The organism is Cellulosimicrobium cellulans (assembly GCF_006539945.1).
GTDB classification, from domain to species: domain Bacteria; phylum Actinomycetota; class Actinomycetes; order Actinomycetales; family Cellulomonadaceae; genus Cellulosimicrobium; species Cellulosimicrobium cellulans.
Genome location: NZ_BJNZ01000006.1, coordinates 144,364 through 161,123, shown reverse-complemented (window position 1 = coordinate 161,123; position 16,760 = coordinate 144,364). Strand labels below are relative to the sequence as shown.

General features: G+C 73.6%; 16 protein-coding genes. 4 read left to right on the top strand and 12 right to left on the bottom strand.

Going from position 1 to position 16,760, the window contains the following annotated elements:
- Positions 1–6: 6 nt before the first annotated feature.
- Genes CCE02nite_RS06855 through CCE02nite_RS06830 form a run of 6 tightly spaced genes read right to left on the bottom strand, consistent with a single transcriptional unit; the run spans position 7 to position 5,199 of the window.
- Positions 7–342 (bottom strand): nuclear transport factor 2 family protein, encoded by a 336-nt coding sequence (locus tag CCE02nite_RS06855; RefSeq protein WP_141388916.1) that lies wholly within the window; start codon positions 340–342, stop codon positions 7–9.
- An 18-nt stretch (positions 343–360) separates the two neighbouring features.
- Entirely contained in the window at positions 361–1,221 is an 861-nt protein-coding gene (locus tag CCE02nite_RS06850) for a PaaX family transcriptional regulator (protein WP_141388915.1), read from the bottom strand.
- On the bottom strand, positions 1,218–2,507 hold the full coding sequence (locus CCE02nite_RS06845) for a kynureninase (protein WP_141388914.1): 1,290 nt from the start codon (positions 2,505–2,507) through the stop codon (positions 1,218–1,220). Before CCE02nite_RS06845 ends, CCE02nite_RS06850 begins: the two co-directional genes overlap by 4 nt.
- Positions 2,504–3,583, bottom strand: coding sequence for an amidohydrolase family protein (locus tag CCE02nite_RS06840; RefSeq protein ID WP_174774897.1), 1,080 nt, complete (start codon positions 3,581–3,583; stop codon positions 2,504–2,506). The genes CCE02nite_RS06845 and CCE02nite_RS06840 overlap by 4 nt, the downstream gene beginning before the upstream one ends.
- Positions 3,580–4,449 (bottom strand): tryptophan 2,3-dioxygenase, encoded by an 870-nt coding sequence (locus tag CCE02nite_RS06835; protein ID WP_141388913.1) that lies wholly within the window; start codon positions 4,447–4,449, stop codon positions 3,580–3,582. Before CCE02nite_RS06835 ends, CCE02nite_RS06840 begins: the two co-directional genes overlap by 4 nt.
- A gap of 60 nt (positions 4,450–4,509) precedes the next feature.
- Positions 4,510–5,199: a histidine phosphatase family protein gene (locus CCE02nite_RS06830; RefSeq protein WP_141388912.1), complete on the bottom strand. Its 690-nt coding sequence runs from the start codon at positions 5,197–5,199 to the stop codon at positions 4,510–4,512.
- Positions 5,200–5,279: 80 nt separating this feature from the next.
- Here CCE02nite_RS06830 and CCE02nite_RS06825 point away from each other — a divergent pair, with 80 nt between their 5' ends.
- Entirely contained in the window at positions 5,280–6,221 is a 942-nt protein-coding gene (locus CCE02nite_RS06825) for a ribonuclease Z (RefSeq protein ID WP_141388911.1), read from the top strand.
- A gap of 181 nt (positions 6,222–6,402) precedes the next feature.
- Here the strand turns inward: CCE02nite_RS06825 and CCE02nite_RS06820 are convergent, their stop codons facing one another.
- A complete protein-coding gene (locus CCE02nite_RS06820) occupies positions 6,403–6,828 on the bottom strand; it encodes a ChaB family protein (RefSeq protein ID WP_141388910.1) in 426 nt (141 codons plus the stop codon).
- A 192-nt stretch (positions 6,829–7,020) separates the two neighbouring features.
- On the opposite strand from CCE02nite_RS06820, the gene CCE02nite_RS06815 reads away from it, so the two are divergent.
- Positions 7,021–7,701 (top strand): hypothetical protein, encoded by a 681-nt coding sequence (locus tag CCE02nite_RS06815; RefSeq protein WP_141388909.1) that lies wholly within the window; start codon positions 7,021–7,023, stop codon positions 7,699–7,701.
- A 94-nt stretch (positions 7,702–7,795) separates the two neighbouring features.
- Here the strand turns inward: CCE02nite_RS06815 and CCE02nite_RS06810 are convergent, their stop codons facing one another.
- The 4 genes from CCE02nite_RS06810 to CCE02nite_RS06795 all read right to left on the bottom strand — a co-directional run bounded on the left by CCE02nite_RS06810 (position 7,796) and on the right by CCE02nite_RS06795 (position 12,004).
- On the bottom strand, positions 7,796–8,581 hold the full coding sequence (locus CCE02nite_RS06810; RefSeq protein WP_141388908.1) for a glycerophosphodiester phosphodiesterase: 786 nt from the start codon (positions 8,579–8,581) through the stop codon (positions 7,796–7,798).
- Entirely contained in the window at positions 8,578–9,960 is a 1,383-nt protein-coding gene (locus CCE02nite_RS06805; protein WP_141388907.1) for an ABC transporter substrate-binding protein, read from the bottom strand. Before CCE02nite_RS06805 ends, CCE02nite_RS06810 begins: the two co-directional genes overlap by 4 nt.
- Before the next feature lie 155 nt (positions 9,961–10,115).
- Positions 10,116–11,024 carry a carbohydrate ABC transporter permease gene (locus CCE02nite_RS06800; protein WP_141388906.1) on the bottom strand — a complete coding sequence of 303 codons (909 nt, stop codon included), beginning with the start codon at positions 11,022–11,024 and terminating at the stop codon, positions 10,116–10,118.
- Positions 11,021–12,004 carry a carbohydrate ABC transporter permease gene (locus tag CCE02nite_RS06795; RefSeq protein ID WP_141388905.1) on the bottom strand — a complete coding sequence of 328 codons (984 nt, stop codon included), beginning with the start codon at positions 12,002–12,004 and terminating at the stop codon, positions 11,021–11,023. Before CCE02nite_RS06795 ends, CCE02nite_RS06800 begins: the two co-directional genes overlap by 4 nt.
- Before the next feature lie 548 nt (positions 12,005–12,552).
- Here CCE02nite_RS06795 and CCE02nite_RS06790 point away from each other — a divergent pair.
- A complete protein-coding gene (locus CCE02nite_RS06790) occupies positions 12,553–13,185 on the top strand; it encodes a DUF6318 family protein (protein ID WP_141388904.1) in 633 nt (210 codons plus the stop codon).
- A gap of 110 nt (positions 13,186–13,295) precedes the next feature.
- Positions 13,296–14,108 (top strand): hypothetical protein, encoded by an 813-nt coding sequence (locus tag CCE02nite_RS21160; protein ID WP_141388903.1) that lies wholly within the window; start codon positions 13,296–13,298, stop codon positions 14,106–14,108.
- Positions 14,109–14,373: 265 nt separating this feature from the next.
- Here CCE02nite_RS21160 and CCE02nite_RS06780 read toward each other — a convergent pair whose 3' ends face one another.
- Positions 14,374–16,551 carry a family 43 glycosylhydrolase gene (locus CCE02nite_RS06780; protein WP_141388902.1) on the bottom strand — a complete coding sequence of 726 codons (2,178 nt, stop codon included), beginning with the start codon at positions 16,549–16,551 and terminating at the stop codon, positions 14,374–14,376.
- Positions 16,552–16,760: the final 209 nt, after the last annotated feature.

Here is a 16,760-nt window from a genome sequence, read left to right as displayed (position 1 = left end):
CCGGGCTCAGGAGATGACGAGACGCGCGATCAGTCCGTCTCGCAGGAGGATCGTGAACGTCGCGGGACCGTTGTACCCCTCGCCGGACACCGTGAGGTCGAGCAGGACCTCGTCCGGGGTCGCGCCGTCGCGCAGCCCCGTCACGTCGAAGCGCGACCGTCTGCCGATGTTGTCCGTGCGGTCCCAGCTCGCGAGCTCGTCGTGCCCGCGGAACCGACGACCCCAGTCGTCGAGGAACCCGTCGTCGGTGAACGCGGTGAGGAAGCGCGCGGGATCACCCGCGTTCGTGGCGTCGACGAGGGTCCGCAGCGCGGGCGGCAGGTCGGGCGTGGGGTCGCTCATGTGCCCACTGTGCCCCCGTCAGCGCCCGACGACGACCTGGACGTGCCGCGACGCGACCGTCGCGAGCGACGTGCGGAGGCGGTCGAACAGGGCCACGCTCGCGGCACCGGGCCAGTCGGCGGGCAGGGCCGAGGGTGGCAGCCCCGGGTCTGCGTACGGGATCGGCCGCCAGTCGTCGACGGCGCGCACCCACCGGGCGAACGCGTCGCGCGGCGAGCCGTCCTCCGCGGCCGCCGGGGCGCCGTCGGGAACCGTGCCTCGCCCCGACCGGGAGCCTCCGTGGCGCCCGAGGAACGCGCGGTGCAGCGCCGCGACCCGGTCGAGGTCCCACCACCGCGCGGCGACGTCGGCGAACGCGCCCGCCACGCGCGGGCGCCCGGCGACGAACACCGTCGCCGCGTCGCGGACCTCGAGCGCGCCGAGGATCTCCTCGACCTCGTCCACGAGGTGGCCCGGCGCGATCCACAGCCCGTCCGCGACGCTCCCGGCCCCGATCCACGCGAGGTGTCGCCGGAGCTGGTGGCGCACGTCGCGCCGCTCCTCCGGCAGCGAGTACGACACGAGGCACCACGGGTCGTCGTCGCCCTGCTGCCGGTAGGCGAAGATGCGCCGGTCGCCGCGGTCGAGCATCGGCCCGGCGTCGGACGCGAGCCGGTAGGCGGCTCGTCCCTCGACCGTCTCGGGCACGAGCAGCCCCTTGGCCTTGACGCGCGAGATCGCGCTCCGCGCTCCCCCGGGCGCGACACCGAGCGCGCCGAGCAGCTCGACCAGGTCCGCCACCGCGACCGCGCCACCGAGGTCGCGCAGGTACAGCCCGACGACGGTGCGCAGCAACGACGTCGTGCTCCCGGGCCGGGAGTCGAGGTCGTCGAGGATCACGCGGCGCCGTCCGCGCCCGTCGACACTGCCCCGGCGGCCTCCGCAGACGTCCGGGCGCCGAGCACCTCGAGCAGCGCGTCGCGGACCGCCTCGACGCCGAACCGCACCTCCTCGAAGCTCGTGGAGAGCGGGGACAGGCCGAGGCGCAGGCCGTCCGGGCGGCGGAAGTCAGGGATCACGCCGCGCTCCCACAGGAGCGGGAGCGTCGCCTCGAACGCGTCGTGGTCGACCGTGACGTGGCTCCCCCGGCGGTCCGGGTCGCGCGGCGACGCGTACCGCGCGCCGAGCGGGAGCAGCAGGTCGTCCACGAGCGCGGTCGCGTGCTCGGTGAGCGCGACGGACTTCGCGCGGACGGCCGGCATCCCGGCCGCGTCGACGAGGTCGAGCATGTCCTGCATCGCGAGCATCCCGACGATCGCGGGCGTCCCCGAGAGGAACCGCCGGACACCGTCGTGCGGCGCGTAGGCCGGACCCATCTCGAACGGCGCGGCGCTGCCCATCCAGCCCTGGATCGGCTGGGTCAGCGCGTCCTGGAGGCCCGTCCGCACGTAGCCGAACGCGGGCGCGCCCGGACCGCCGTTCAGGTACTTGTACGTGCAGCCCGCCGCGAGGTCGACGCCCCACGCGTCGAGCTCGACGGGCAGCGCCCCGACCGAGTGGCACAGGTCCCACAGCACGAGCGCCCCGGCGTCGTGCGCGAGCGCCGTGATCGCGGCGGCGTCGCTCACGTACCCCGACCGGTACGCGACATGGCTGAGCAGCACGAGCGCGGTGCGGTCGGAGAGCACCGCGGCGACCTGCTCGGGCGTGACGCCGGCGTCGTGGTCCGGCGCGATCCAGCGCAGCGTCGCGCCGTGCTCGCGCGCGACGCCCTCCAGCACGTAGCGGTCCGTCGGGAAGTTCCCGGCGTCGAGCACGATCTCGTCGCGGCCCGCGACCTGCGGCGCCGAGAGCGCGGCCCGCACGAGCTTGTAGAGGATCACCGTCGTCGAGTCGCCGACGAACGTCTGGCCCGCCGCCGCGCCGAGCGTCACCGCGCCGATCCGGTCGCCGAGCGTGAGCGGGAGGTCGTACCACTCCTCGTCCCAGCCGCGGATGAGCCGCGCACCCCAGCGCTCCGTCGCGAACCGCGCGAGCCGCTCGGCCGACGCGCGCGTGGGCCGGCCGAGCGAGTTCCCGTCGAGATAGGCCGTGACCTCCTCGGAGTCGACGAACGCGTCGCGGAACCGCGCGAGCGGGTCGGCGGCGTCGAGCGCGGCGGAGCGGGCGGCGTGGTCCTCGGTCATGGTCGTCCTTCGGGAGGGGCGGGGTGGGTGGCGTCGCGCTCGACGACGACGGCGCGTGCGAGCCACGTGGCGACGGCGTCGGGGTCGTCGAGGTCGGGCGGGTCGCCGGGTACCCAGGTCGCGAGCGATGCGTCCGCGCTCGAGTGCTGCGTCCCGGGACGCAGCGCTCGGCCCGGAACGCAGCGCTCGGCCGCGTCGTGCGTGAGGGCCGCGAGCAGCGCGTCCGCGTCGAGGCCCGCCGCCGCGAGCGCCCGCAGCTCGCGCGCGTTCACTCCGGGCGGCAGGGGCCCGTTGCCGAGGTCGGTGCCGTAGACGACCGTCCCGCCGAGCGCGGCGAACCGCCGCACGTTGTCGATCGCGACGTCCTGCTCGACAGTCGGGCTGCCCCACCCGTGCACGTCGAGCGTGCTCACCCAGCTCACCCGCGACCCGCCGAGAACGACCTGAGGGTCGTTATCCGGCCCTTTTCGACCGTCAGGTCGTGTTCGACGGCGGGCAGGGTCGTTTTCGGGGTGGGGGTGGGGGCGGGCCATCTTGGCGAGGAGGTCGTCGGGCAGGCGCTCGGAGAACGGGGCGTGCGCGAGCCGGTCGACGCCCGCCTCGAACGCGCGGGCCGCCATGCCTCGCCCCTCGACGTGCGCGACGACGTCCCGGCCCCGCGCGTGGGCGCGGTCGACGAGCGCGGCGAGCGTGGCGTCGTCGGGCACCGGGCCGGCGTCGGCGTGCAGGGCGACCTTGACGAACGACGCGCCGACGGCGACCTGGCGGTCGACGGCGGCGACGGCCGCCTCGGGCGAGCCGACCGCCTCGACCGACCCCGGCGGCGCCCACGACCGGTCCGACGGGTAGCCGCCCGGCGCGGTGAGGAACGCGCCCGCGAACGCGACCTCCGGGAAGCCGGGCCGACCGGGCCACGTGCGCGCGACGTCGGGCACCCATCCCAGGTCGTGCACGACGGCGATCCCGCCGCGCCGCACCGCGACGGGGTCGACGAGGCCGAGGTGCACGTGCGCGTCGACGAACGGCGGGAGCCACGTGCCGCCGTCGCCCGCCCGGCCGAGGCGCTCGCCGCTCACGAGCGCCCGATCTCGGTGCGGACCGCGAACAGCTCGGGGAAGAACGTGAGGTCGAGCGCTTTCTGGAGGAACCCGACGCCGCTCGACCCGCCCGTCCCGCGCTTGGTGCCGATGATGCGGAGCACCGTCTTCATGTGGCGGAACCGCCAGAGCTGGAAGTTGTCCTCCAGGTCCACGAGCTCCTCGCACGTCTCGTACGCGGACCAGTGCGTCCCCGGGTCGTCGTAGATGCGTCGGAAGACCTCGACGAGGTCGTCGTCGAGCGTGTGCGCGACGCTGACGTCGCGGTCCAGGACCCGCTGCGGGACGTCGTGGCCGTGCCGCGCGAGGTGGCGCAGGAACTCGTCGTAGACGCTCGGCTCGGCGAGCAGCCGGGCGAGCTCGGCGCGCGCGTCGGGCTCCGCGTCGAACACGTCGAGCATGCGCGCGTTCTTGTTCCCCAGCAGGAACTCGACCGCGCGGTACTGCCACGACTGGAAGCCCGACGCGTGCCCGAGGAACCCGCGGAACTGCGCGTACTCGCTCGGCGTGAGCGTCGCGAGGACCGACCACTGCTCGGTGAGCGTGCGCTGCACGTGCTTGACGCGCGCGATGCGCTTGAGCGCGGCACCCAGCTCGTCGGCGGCGAGGAGGTCGCGCGCGGAGAGCAGCTCGTGCAGCACGAGCTTGAGCCAGAGCTCGGTCGTCTGGTGCTGCACGATGAACAGCATCTCGTCGTGGTGCTCGGGGTCGCTCACGGGCTCCTGCGCCGCGAGCAGCGTGTCGAGGTGCAGGTACGACCCGTACGTCATCTGCTCGCGCAGGTCCGTGACGATGTCGGACTCGAGCGCGCGCTCGTTCGGCGCGGGCAGCGGTGCGTCGGCCATCCACCGAGCGTATGTCACGAACGTGACGACCGCCAGATCCGTGCGATGCTCCGGAAGGGGTCAGTCGTCCGCCGCGGCGCGGCGCTCCTCCTCGGCGACGGACTCGCCCGTCGGGTCCTCCGCGACGAGGTCGTCGAGGAACGCCCCGCCCAGCGGCCCGTCGCTCACCCCGACCAAGCGCCAGCCCGACACCGGGTCCCCCTCGACCTCGACGAGCCCGGTGTTCGCGAGCGGCGTCCACGCGAGCCGGTCGACGTCGACACCCGCGGCCCGCGCGCACGCCCACGCACGGATCGCGGCGCCGTGCGACACGACGACGGCGGTGCGCCACCCGGTGCGCGCGACGCTCGCGACGGCGTCGTCGTAGCGAGCGAGGAACTCGGCGCCGTCGGGTCCGCCGGGCATCCGGCGGTCGGGCTCGCCGCGGCCCCACGCGAACACCGTCTCGAGGTAGGTGGCGTGGTCGTCGTGCTCGCCCGACATCTCCAGGTCGCCCGCGTCGACCTCGCGGAACCCGTCGAGCTCGAGCAGGTCGTAAGCGTGTCGCTCGGCCAGCGGCGTGGCCGTGAGGTGCGTGCGCACGAGCGTCGAGACCGCGACGCCGTCGACCACGCGGTCCGCGAGCGCGTCCGGGATCGCCGCGGCCTGCCGCGCACCGAGCGCGGTGAGGCCCGGGCCGGGCAGGGCGGTGTCGAGCAGGCCGGCGACGTTGGACGGGGTCTGTCCGTGACGGACGAGGAGCAGGCGCATGGTTCTCCGGATCTCGGGGGTGGTCTCCTGCCACCCTACGAGCCACCCGCCGAGCAGAGGCGCCGTGGCAGGCTGGGGCCATGTCCCGCCGCGAGCTCGTCGTCCTCGGGACGGCCAGCATGGTCCCGACCCGCACGCGCAACCACAACGGCTACGTCCTGCTCTGGGACGACGAGGCGATCCTCTTCGACCCCGGAGAGGGGACGCAGCGGCAGATGTCGTTCGCGGGCGTCTCCGCGACCGACCTCACGCGCATCGCGATCACGCACCTGCACGGCGACCACAGCCTCGGCCTCGCTGGCGTCTCCCAGCGCATCAGCGGCGACGGCGTGCGGCACACGATCGGGGTGACCTACCCGGCGTCGGGCCAGCGGTGGGTCGACCACCTGCTCGACGAGAGCGCCCACGTCCGCCGCGGGCACCTGGAGCTCCAGCCCCTCACGACGGACGGCGTCGTGCCGCCCGTGGCCGGGCGCCCCGAACCGGGGTTCACGCTGCGCGCGGAACGCCTCGACCACACGCTGGAGGCCATGGGCTACCGCCTCGACGAGCCCGACGGCCGGTCGCTCGACCCAGCGCTCCTCGCGCGGCACGGCCTGGTCGGCCCGGCGGTGGGCGAGCTGCAGCGCACGGGCGCCGCGGTCGCGCCCGACGGCCGGACCGTCACCCTCGACGAGGTGAGCGCGCCGCGCCCCGGCCAGTCGTTCGCGTTCGTCATGGACACGCGCCTGTGCGACGCGGTGCACCGGCTCGCGGACGGCGTCGACCTGCTCGTCATCGAGTCGACCTTCCTCGACCGCGACCGGGACCAGGCCGAGCGCTGGGGACACCTCACGGCCCGGCAGGCCGCGACGGTCGCGGCCGAGGCCGGAGTCCGGTCGCTCGTGCTCACGCACTTCTCCCAGCGCTACCCCGACCCCACGGAGTTCTGGCGCGAGGCGCGCGAGGTGTTCGACGGCGAGCTCACCGTCGCGCAGGACCTCGACCGCGTCCGCGTCCCCCACCGCCGCCGCCCCGCCTGACGCCGACGAGCGGGCCCGTCCGAGGACCACGGCTCTACCTCGCGCAACCAGGGCTCTACCTCGCGGAACCAGAGCTCTACCTCGCGGGACCAGGGCTCTACCTCGGCGAGGTAGAGGCGTGGTAGGCCGAGGTAGAGGCATGGTCGCGCGAGGTAGAGGTGTGGTCGCGGGAGGGCTGCGGTCAGTCGCCGCGGGCGCGGCGGGTCGCGCGGTCGTTGGCGCGCTGGATCGCCTCCACGAGCTCGTCCTTGGTCATCGTCGACCGTCCGTCGACGTCCAGGCGGCGCGCGACGTCGAGCAGGTGCGCCGTGGTCGCGTTGGCGTCCACGCCCCCGGCGGTGTCCGTGGTCGAGTCGAGGCCGCCCTCCTCGGCCCGCTCGTCGGACGGGCCGGGCTCGTCCTTGGGCTCCCAGTGGTCGCCGATCTTCTCGTGCGTGTGCTTGAGCGCGGCGAACGCGACGCGTCGCGCGCGCTCCTCGGAGCCGTACTGCTCCCTCGCGGCGTCGTAGGCCTTGGCGAACGTGCGCTGCGCCTTCTCGTCGGAGCGCTGCAGCGTGCTCGGGATCTCGGACTGCTTCGCGTCGCCGTCGCGCGTGGTCTTCGGCACGGGGTCACCTCCTGCTGCCCGACGGCGGTCGCCGCCTCCTCCGAGCCTCGCGCCGCGCGCTGGGGTTCGCGCGCCGAGCGGGGTGCCGCCGGCGAGAGGGGCGCGGCGGGCGAGAACGGTGCGGCGGGCGCGTGGGGCGTGGCCGACCACGGAGCGGGAGCGTGCCCGAGGTGCCGGACCTACGCTGCCGGGATGTCGAGCGTCCTGCGGTTCCGTGGCCGCATCGCGGGGTGGGGCACGGAGTCGGGGACGCGCGTCGTCGTCGGGCGCTGGGACGCGTCGCCGTTCGGCGCGTTCGCCGACGTCATGGTCGAGCACCCCGACGGCGAGCGCCTCCTGCTCGCGCCGTCGCCGCGGGTCGCGGACCTCGTCGCGTCGACGTACCGCTTCGACCGGGTCGTCCTGACGCCGGTCGCCGTGACGGACGAGACGGCCGGCGCGACCGGCGTCCCGCCCGCCGCCGGTGGGGAGAGCGCGACGGGCGCAGCGGCGAGCCGGGTCTTCCGGCCGGACTGGCACGTGGTGGCCGGTCCGCTCGAGGCGCGGCTCGTCGTCGGGCCGCGGACGTCGCTGGGGCACGTGCTGCGCGCGGTGCCCCGCCGCGTCATGACGTCGCGACACCTGACCGCTCTCACCGACCCGGTCGCGCGCGTGCTGCTGCGCGGCGTCCGGACGCGCGGCAGCGCCGGGCCGGGGCGCGCCGAGCACTACGGCGCGACCGACGTCCACGCGCTCGTCGCGGCGGGGACGACGTGGGACGGCGAACCGCTCGGCGACCTGCGAGACGTCGACCCGCCCGTGCGCTTCGGCTTCGGCTCGACCCCGCGCCGACCGAGCGTGACCGACGTCGTCACGACGATCGTCGTCCGCTGACGCGGCACCGTACGAGACGCCGAACCCGGGGTTGCGCGGCGCACGACGACCGTCGTGGCGCGCAACCCCGGGTTCGGCAGCGAGACGGATCCGCTCAGACGGGGCGGGCCGAGAGCCAGCCCGCGAGGCGGTCCGGGCGGTCCGTGATGATCGCGTCGACCCCGAGGTCGGCTGCCGCCGCCCAGTGCGCGGGCTCGTTGAGCGTCCACACCGCGACGTCGAGGCCGGCGTCGTGCAGGCGCTGCACCAGGCCCGGGTCCTCGAGGAGGAGCAGGCCCATCGGGTTGCACGCCACGACGTCGAGCTCGGCGCACCGCGCGAGCACGTCGTCGTCGAGCGACGCGACGAGCAGCCCGCGGCGCAGGCCCGGGTCCGCCTCGCGCAGCGCCGCGACGGTCTCGGGCCAGAAGCTCTGCGCGACGACCCGGTCGGCGATGCCCGCGAACCGGATCGGCCCGGTGACGCGCCGCACCTGCTCGGGCGTCCACGCACCCTTGAGCTCGAGCAGCAGGTCCGTGCCCGGGCGGCGCACGAGGAGGTCCACCACCTCGGCGAACGTCGGCACGCGCTGGCCCCCGAACGCCGGGGAGAACCACGACCCGGCGTCGAGCGCCCGGATCGCCGCGCGGTCCAGCCGCGCGACCGTGCCGCTGCCCGACGTCGTCGCGTCCACGGTGTCGTCGTGGATGACGACGGGCTCGCCGTCGGCCGTGAGCTGCACGTCGATCTCGATGCTGTGCGCCCCGGCCCGCCACGCCGCCTCGAACGCGGCGAGCGTGTTCTGCGGCGCGACCGAGCTGTTGCCGCGGTGCGCGATCACGCGCGGGCGCGCGGCCCGCTCCGGCGCGGCGCCCGTGGGCGCGAGGGCGGTCGCCGTCACAGGTACGGCTCCACGTTCTCGGTGTACGCCGTCTCGATGCGCGGCGTGACCGACTCGAACGCGGTCGCCGGGTCGACGCCCTCGATGACGATCTGCTCGATCGCCTCGTTGAGCAGCGCGTCGGCGCCGGGCACGAACACGCGGACGTCGTCCTGGATGCGCGCCTTGTCGGCGAGCTGGTCGACGGCGGTGCGGAACTGCGGCGTCGTCTCGTAGACGGCCTTCATGGCGTCGGACTCGACGGCCGACGTGCGCACCGGCATGTAGCCCGTGTTCTGCGAGAAGTAGGCGGTGTTCTCGGTGTTCGTGAGGAACGCGAGGAACATCGCCGCGGCGAGCTGCTGCTCGGGCGACTTCGACGACGGGATCGCGAGGCCGGTGCCGCCCGTCGGGGTGCCGCCGCCCGCCGGGCCGTCGGGCAGGTAGGCCGTGCCGACCTCGAACGACGCCGCGTCGAGCGCGCCCTTGAGCGAGCCCGTCGAGCCGATGGTCGAGGCGATGAGGCCCGACGAGAAGTCGACCATCGCGTCGTCCGCGGAGAGCGTCGCGACGCCCTTCTCGTGGAACAGCTCGTGCAGGAACTGGCCGCCCGCGACCGACTCCTCCGAGTCGAGCGTGAGGTCGAACCCGTCGGAGTACGCGCCGCCCTGGCCCCAGATCATGTTCTCGAACCACCACGCGCCCCACGACGGGCCCGTGGACAGGCCGAACGTCGAACCGTCGGCGGGCACGAGCGGCTTGAGGGACGCGTCCCACTGCTCGAGCTCGGCCCACGTCTCGGGGCCGCGGTCGGGCAGGCCGGCCGCCGTCCACAGGTCCTTGTTGTAGTAGAACAGCGGCGTCGAGCGCGCGTAGGGCACGGCCCAGTGCTGGTCGTCGTACTCGTAGTCCGCGTAGAGCGCGGGCTGGAAGTCGGCGGCATCGGCCTCGACGAACTCGAGCACGTCGTCGAGCGGCAGGATCTGGTCGTTGAGGTGGTAGCGGAACCACCAGACGTCGGACGCGATGACGACGTCGGGCAGCTCGTCGGTCTGCGACGCGGCCTGGAAGCGCTGGGCCACCTCGTCGTAGTTGGCGCCGGCCGTGACGAGGTTGACCGTGATGCCGGACTCCTCCTCGAACCGGTCGATGAGCTCCTGCTCGATCTCCTGCGACGTGCCGGGGTGGTTGCTCCACCACGTGATCTCGGACGCGGGCTCGACGGCGGACCAGTCGACGGCCTCGGCCGTCGCCTCGTCGCCCGCGGTGCCGGCGCCGTCGGCCCCGGCCACGCTCGGGCCGGCGCACGCGGTGAGCGCGAGGGCGGTGACCGCCGTGACGGCGGTGGCGGCGGCGCGGGCTCGACGGCGGCGCGCGCCGGGTGCGGTGCGGTGGGACACAGGTGCTCCTTCAGGTCGTGCACCGGGTCTCGGTGCGCTTCGGGGAACCCGGACCGCTGCACGCGGACCGGGGAGCTCGGTGGTGGTGGCGGGCGCGCGGGTGCGCGGCCCGCCCGGGGTGGGCGCCGTCGTCGGGCACGACGGCGCGGGGCGGGTCAGCCGGTGACCGCGCCGGCCGTGAGGCCCGCGACGAGCCGGCGCTGGAGGACGAGGAAGACGACGAGGATCGGCAGCGTCACGACGACGGTCGCGGCGAGCAGCACGCCCCAGTTCGTCATGCCGTCGGTGTTCTGGAGCAGCGTGAGGCCCACGGGGAGGGTCATCTTGTCCGGGCGGTCGATGACGAGGAACGGCCACAGGTAGTCGTTCCACTCCGTCACGACGGACACGAGCGCGACGGCCGCGAGCGTCGGCGTGCTCATCGGCACGACGAACCGCCAGAGCTTGCGCCAGTGACCCGCGCCGTCGAGCTCGGCGGCCTCGAGGATCGACCGCGGGAGGGTGAGGAAGTGCTGGCGGAACAGGAACGTCCCGAACGCGCTCGCCAGGCCCGGCACGAGGATGCCCTGGTAGGTGTTGAGCCACCCGAGGCTCGCGACGAGCGTGTAGTTGGGGATGATCGTGATCTGCGGCGGGATCATGAGCGTCGCGATGACGAGCCCGAACACGACCTTCTTGAACGGGAAGTCGAGGAACACGAGCGCGTACGCGCACGTGAGGCCGAGGGCGACCTTGAGCCCCGCGCCCACGACCGTGATCCCGACGCTGTTGGCGAGCAGCCGCCCGAGCGGGATCGAGTCCGCCGCCTGCGCGTAGTTGTCGAGGTTGAGGCTGCCCGGCAGCCACTGGAGCGGGACGGTGTACAGCTCGGCGGGCGTCTTCATGCTCGCGAGCACCATCCACACCAGCGGCGCGCCGAGCACGACTGTCGCGAGGACCAGGGCGAGGTACCCGCCGGGCTGGAGGCTGCGGCGTCGGGCACGCGGGGTGCGGGGTGCGAGCGCGGCGGGTGTGGCGGGCGCGGCCTCGGGCCGCCCGGTCGTGGTGGGCGCGACGGCGCTCATGCGTAGTGGACCTTCCGCTGGACGAACCGCATCTGCACCGCGGTCACCGCGAGCAGCACGAGGAATAGGACCGTGGCGACCGCCGACGCGTACCCGGCGCGCCCGTTGACGAAGCTCTCCTCGTAGATCGAGTACATGAGCGTCGTCGTCGAGCCGAGCGGGCCGCCCTGCGTCATCGCCTTGATGATGTCGAAGGACTGGAGCGACGCGAGGAGCATCGTCACGACGAGGAAGAACGTCGTCGGGGTGAGCAGCGGCAGGACGATCGAGCGCAGCGTCCGCGCCGACGACGCGCCGTCGAGCGCGGCCGCGTCCTGCAGGTCCTGCGGGATCGACTGGAGGCCCGCCAGATAGATGAGCGCGACGTACCCGAGGTTCTTCCACAGGTAGACCACGACGATCATCACGAGCGGCCACGGGCGCTGCGTGTACCACTGGGGCGACGCGACGCCGATCCAGCCGAGCAGCTCCTGGACCAGCCCGTAGCGCGGGTCGAACATGAACAGCCACAGGATCCCGACCGCGAAGCCCGACAGCACGTACGGCGCGAACGCGACGGTCCGGGCGACGCCGCGGCCGCGCAGCTTCCGGTTGAGCAGCAGCGCCAGCCCCAGGCCGAGGACCATCGCGCCGCCGACCGTGGCGAGCGTGAAGACGAGCGTCGTCGTGACGATGCGGCCCGTCGTCGGGGCGGTGAACCACTCGACGTAGTTGCCCAGCCCCACCGGCCGCGCGACCGGCGACCCGAGGTTCCACTGGAGCGTCGAGAGGTAGAGGCTCTGCAGCAGCGGGCGGTAGACGAACACCAGCAGGAGCACGAGGTTCGGGCCCGCGAGCAGCAGCGCCCACAGCAGGTTCCGCCGACGGCGGCGCGCACCCAGGCGACTGCGGTGCAGCGCCTGGACCTCGCGGTCGGCGTGGTCGGACGACGGGCGACCGGAAGGGGCGGACCGCGGTCGGCCGGCGGGCGCGCCGGTCACGGCCGGTCGGTCCGCGGTCGGTCGGTCCGCGGTCGGTCGGTCCGCGGGCGGCAGCACGGCGGCGGTCGAGGCGACGGCGGCGCCCGAGGTCGGGGGTGGTTCCCCGGGGCTCGTCCCGCGGGGCACGCCGGAGGAACCCGGGGAATCCGGGGTGAGGACGGAGGTCACAGCACAGGTCCGCTCGTACGAGGGGTGAGGTCACGGCCGGCACGGCACCCGTCCTGCGGGTGGGCGGCCACGGCGAGCCTAGGAAACCTCGGTGACCGCTTCGCCCTGTGATGTCCGGGTACGGGGGCAGGGTTCGGGCAACGTTCACGCACCCGTGCCCGACGCGCCACGTACCCCTGTGGAGAGGCAACGTCACCGACACCTGCGCGGCCGTCGTCCACAGGGCGGGACGGACGGTTCCGCCCGGCGCGCGGTTTCGCTAGGTTCTGGGAGGTTCGCGCGGTACTGCCCAGCCAGTCGCGCAGCCGCCGCTCGACGCCGACCAGCAGGGGGTCTTCGTGAGTCCGTCCGTCCGTGTGCCGTCCCGCGCCGTCGCGCCCGTGAGAGCGACCAACCCGCCACATGCCCGGCCGTCCGCCCGACGGCGGGCGCTCACCCTCGGCGTCGCGCTCGTCGTGGGGTGCATGGCCGCCGCGTGCTCCGGCAGCACCGAGCCCGACCCGACGCGGTCGGTCGAGACGTCGGAGGAACCGTCACCGACGGAACCGCCCGAGCCGTCGCCGACCGAGACCGGCCCCGTCAAGCCGGAACGACCCGCCGCGATGGACCGCGACGACGCAGAGGGCGCTGCTGCGGCGGCGGAGTACTACATCGAGCTCTACCCCTACGTCATGGCCACGGGCGACACGGCCGAGTGGGAAGCGATGTCGCATTCGCAATGCGGAACGTGCTCGGACTTTATCGAGCAAGCTCGCGCGATCTCCCTGCGTCATGACCTCTTCAGCGGGGGCACCGTCTCGGCTACCGTCGACGAGCCCAGGCGCTACCTGCGAGACGAGGCGACAGGGCTCCAACCGCTTGACCTCACGTTCGAGCAAGATCCCATCTTGATCGTGGACAAAGACGGAACGGAAGTCTTCTCGACGTCCGCAGAGTCGGACACCAGACGTGTAGAGATGGGAACACTCGAGAGTGAGTGGATCGTCGTCACGATCGGCGAGATGCCGTCATGACGAGACGAGCCCCTCGCCTGGCTCGCGTCTCAGGGCACGTCGCGCTCGCACTACTGCCCTTCGCGGGCATCACTTCGGTACCCACTGATCCCGCTCCGGACTACACGAGCGTGAGGGGCGCGTCGGCGGGCAGCAACTTCATCGCGGAAGCAGAGTCCGCTACCCCCGGTGGTGGAACCTACGAGGCTGGTGGCGGGAATGGCGGGCCGGCGACGGAGCGGTACTACCGGGCGGCGCAGACCACGTGCTCGGTCTTCGACGGCCTGGACGACCCGACATCGGACCTGTCCGGTCGGTGCGCGGACTGGGAACGGCTGGTCGCTGAAGGGCTCGAGTGCGACGAGAGCTCGTACTACCTCGGCGCCCTCTACCGCGAGACCCGCGAGATCGGGACCGACGGCACACCGGGCGAGTGGTCCGCGGCCGGGGACCCCGTGGCCGAACACTCCTGCATCACCCCGGCCGACCTCGCCGACGAAGCAGCACGCGCCCTGGCGACCCTGACCATCGCCCCGTCTCCCGTGATCGTGCAGCCCCCGGACGGCTGGACCCTGGTCAACGTCCCCACCATCACCTACACCCGACCCGCAGAACAGGTGCTCGACACCACCCTGCTCGGCATCCCCGTCCAGATCCGCGCCACCCCCCGCACCTACACGTGGGACTACGGCGACGGCACCACGCCGCTCGCGACGACCGACCCCGGCGCCGCCTACCCCGACCACACCGTGCACCACACCTACGACCAGCCCGCCGACCGGGTCCAGATCACCCTCACCACGACGTGGTCGGGACAGTTCCGCATCACCGGCACCCCCGCCTGGACCGACGTCACCGGCACCGCCACGACCATCAGCACCGCCGAACCGCTGCGCGTCTACGAGGCCCGCTCCCGCCTCGTCACCGACGACCTGCCCGACTGACACCCGCCCCCGCACTCCACGACCGCCGTCGGACACCCCACCCGCACGGCCGCACGGCCGCTGTCGGCCACCCTTGCCATCGTGGCGTCCGCAGCAGAGACACGAGCGTCGTCGTGTACCTCACCCCAACCCACCCCACCGCGAGATCGACCCCAGCGTCCGAGATCGACCCTCAGGAGGCCGATCTCGCGACGCTGGGGTCGATCTCGTCGGACAGGCCCGCGGTACCGCTCATCGGCCGAGCGGTACCGCGGGCCTTTCGAGGCTACGCGCAGGTGAGCGCGTCGTACGCGGCGGTCACCTCCGTCGTCGTGCCCGAGACGTCGGTGACGACCACGAGCGCCTCGCCCGCGTCAAGATCGCCGCGGGCCTTGAACGACTGGTAGGCGTTCTTGCCCGGGTCGACCTGGGCGAAGGACCGCTCGCCGTGCTCCGTCCGGAGCGCGATCGCGACGGTCTCGTCGCCGCCGTTCGTCGCGCGGACGGCGAGGTACGGGGTGCCGCCGAGGCAGCGGGGCTGCGCGGTGACGGTGACCTGCGGGTCGACGGGCGGCACCTCGGCCGGGAAGACGTCGAGCGCGTCGAGCTCGGTGTACCAGGTGAGCTTGGTCAGGGCGACGGTGTTCCAGCCCTGCTGAAGGTCGACCTGGTGCGTGACCGACTGCCAGTTGCCCCACGTCGTGTGCGGGAACGTGACGACGCCGGCGTCCGCGCCGTTCACCGTGACGGTGCTCGTCGAGGCCAGCGTGTAGCCGCCCCGCTCGGAGCCGTTCGCGAACCGGACCCCGAGCGTGTACGGACCCGCCTCGTCGGCGTGGACCTGGAGCGCGACGGAGCTGTCGAGGAAGTCGAGCCCGCCGACCTTCTGGCCGCCGGACGCGCCCGCCGCGCTCCCGACCGAGCCGCGGGTGATGACGCCGTCCTCGAACTCGTACCGCGTCGCGTCGGACGGGATGACGGGCGGGGCCGACGGACGCGGGTCGCGCGTCGCGGGGTAGACGTCGAACGCGTCGAGCTCGGTGTAGAACGTCCCGCGCGTGAGGGTGATCGTGTTGGTCCCCGCGACGAGGTCCACGAGGTGCTCGGACGTCTGCCAGTTGCCCCACGTGGTGTGCGGGAAGACGACGGTCTCCGTGACCTCGCCGTTGACGGCCAGCGTGCTCGTCGACGGCACGCGCGTCGAGCCGTCGAACGACCCGTTGGCGAACCGGATGCCCAGGAGCGCCGGGCCCGCCGCCTCGGCGTGCACCTCGACCGTCACGGACGAGTCCGCGAAGTCCAGGCCGCCGACCTTCGCGCCGCCCGACGCCGCGCCGTCGGCCACGACGCGCGCGTTCGTGACGACGCCGTCCTCGGCCTGGTAGCGGTCGGAGGCCTGCGGGACGAACGGGACGCCGTCGGCGGTCCACTCGAGGTCCGCGACGTACATCGCGCGGTAGGTGAACGCCTCGTTCCAGCCGTGGAAGAGGATCGCGTCCGAGCCGTCCGGCGCGGTCACGATGTCCTGCCCGCCCGGGCCGCGCACGTCGCCCTGGAAGCGGTCGCTCGTGAGCAGCTCGGTCGTGGCCTTGGTCCACGGGCCCGCGAGGCTCGACGCCGTCGCGTACGACGTGCGGTAGCCGCCCCCGCCGAAGTCGTTCGCCGAGTAGAACAGGTAGTACGTGCCGTCGCGCTCCAGGAGCGTCGGGCCCTCGACGACGCGGCCCTCGTAGGGCTTGTCCACGCGGATGAGCTCGACGGGCGGGCCGGTGAGCGTCGCGCCGTCGGGCGAGAGCGGCTGCGCGAAGATGATCGCCGTCTTGCCCGTGCAGCAGTTCCCGTCGGCCTTCCACAGCAGGTAGAGCTGGTCGCCGTCGACGAACGTCGCGGCGTCGATCGCGCCGCCGAGGTCCTCCGTGCCGGCCTCGCCGTTGGGGCAGACGATCGGGTCGTCGCCGACGGGGACGAACGGGCCGTCCGGGGTGTCGGACAGCGCGACGCCGAGGCACTGGCGCGGCGACGTCGCGTCGCGCGCCGTGTAGTACAGGGCGTAGCCGCCCTCGACCGCCGAGACCTCCGGCGCCCACACGCAGCGGTCGGTCGCGCCGCCCGGCGCGAACGTGCACGACTCGCTGACCCAGGCCCCGAGGTCGGGCGCGACGTCGGACGGCGCACTCCACGTGACCAGGTCCGTCGACGTGCGGTGCTGCACGTTCTGACCCTGATGGTTCGTCGCGTAGGCGTGGTAGACGCCGTCGACGAGGAGGATGTCGGGGTCGGGGAAGTTGGCGTCGACGACCGGGGAGATCGTCGGCTCGGCCACGGCGGTTGCCGCGGCCGGCACGCTCGCCGGGGCCGGTGCCGCCGTGGCGGCGGCCGCGCCCGACACCGCCAGCCCGAGCGCGACCAGCGCACTCGTGACAGCGGTGGCACGCGAGCGCGCACGGGACAAGGGGAACTTCATGGGGTGTCCTCTCGACGGTGAGGGGGCAAGAACCCGGGACGGCATCGACCTCGGGGTTTCGAGTGTCCCGGGCGTTTTCACACAAGTCAACAACTTCTCGCAAGAGTCAACAACAATCCTCACGGGCTGGACGGCGCTCCGGAGGGCCCAGGGGCTGCACTCACGCCCGACAGCGGTTCGGGAGTCTCGCGGCGACGTGCGGCCCCGCG

Excerpts from the sequence above, each read along its gene's own strand:
- CCE02nite_RS06800 (WP_141388906.1), bottom strand. The coding sequence starts at position 11,024 with ATGAGCGCCGTCGCGCCCACCACGACCGGGCGGCCCGAGGCCGCGCCC.
- CCE02nite_RS06830 (WP_141388912.1), bottom strand. The coding sequence starts at position 5,199 with ATGCGCCTGCTCCTCGTCCGTCACGGACAGACCCCGTCCAACGTCGCC.
- CCE02nite_RS06825 (WP_141388911.1), top strand. The coding sequence starts at position 5,280 with ATGTCCCGCCGCGAGCTCGTCGTCCTCGGGACGGCCAGCATGGTCCCG.
- CCE02nite_RS06845 (WP_141388914.1), bottom strand. The coding sequence starts at position 2,507 with ATGACCGAGGACCACGCCGCCCGCTCCGCCGCGCTCGACGCCGCCGAC.
- CCE02nite_RS06780 (WP_141388902.1), bottom strand. The coding sequence starts at position 16,551 with ATGAAGTTCCCCTTGTCCCGTGCGCGCTCGCGTGCCACCGCTGTCACG.
- CCE02nite_RS06835 (WP_141388913.1), bottom strand. The coding sequence starts at position 4,449 with ATGGCCGACGCACCGCTGCCCGCGCCGAACGAGCGCGCGCTCGAGTCC.
- CCE02nite_RS06815 (WP_141388909.1), top strand. The coding sequence starts at position 7,021 with ATGTCGAGCGTCCTGCGGTTCCGTGGCCGCATCGCGGGGTGGGGCACG.
- CCE02nite_RS06855 (WP_141388916.1), bottom strand. The coding sequence starts at position 342 with ATGAGCGACCCCACGCCCGACCTGCCGCCCGCGCTGCGGACCCTCGTC.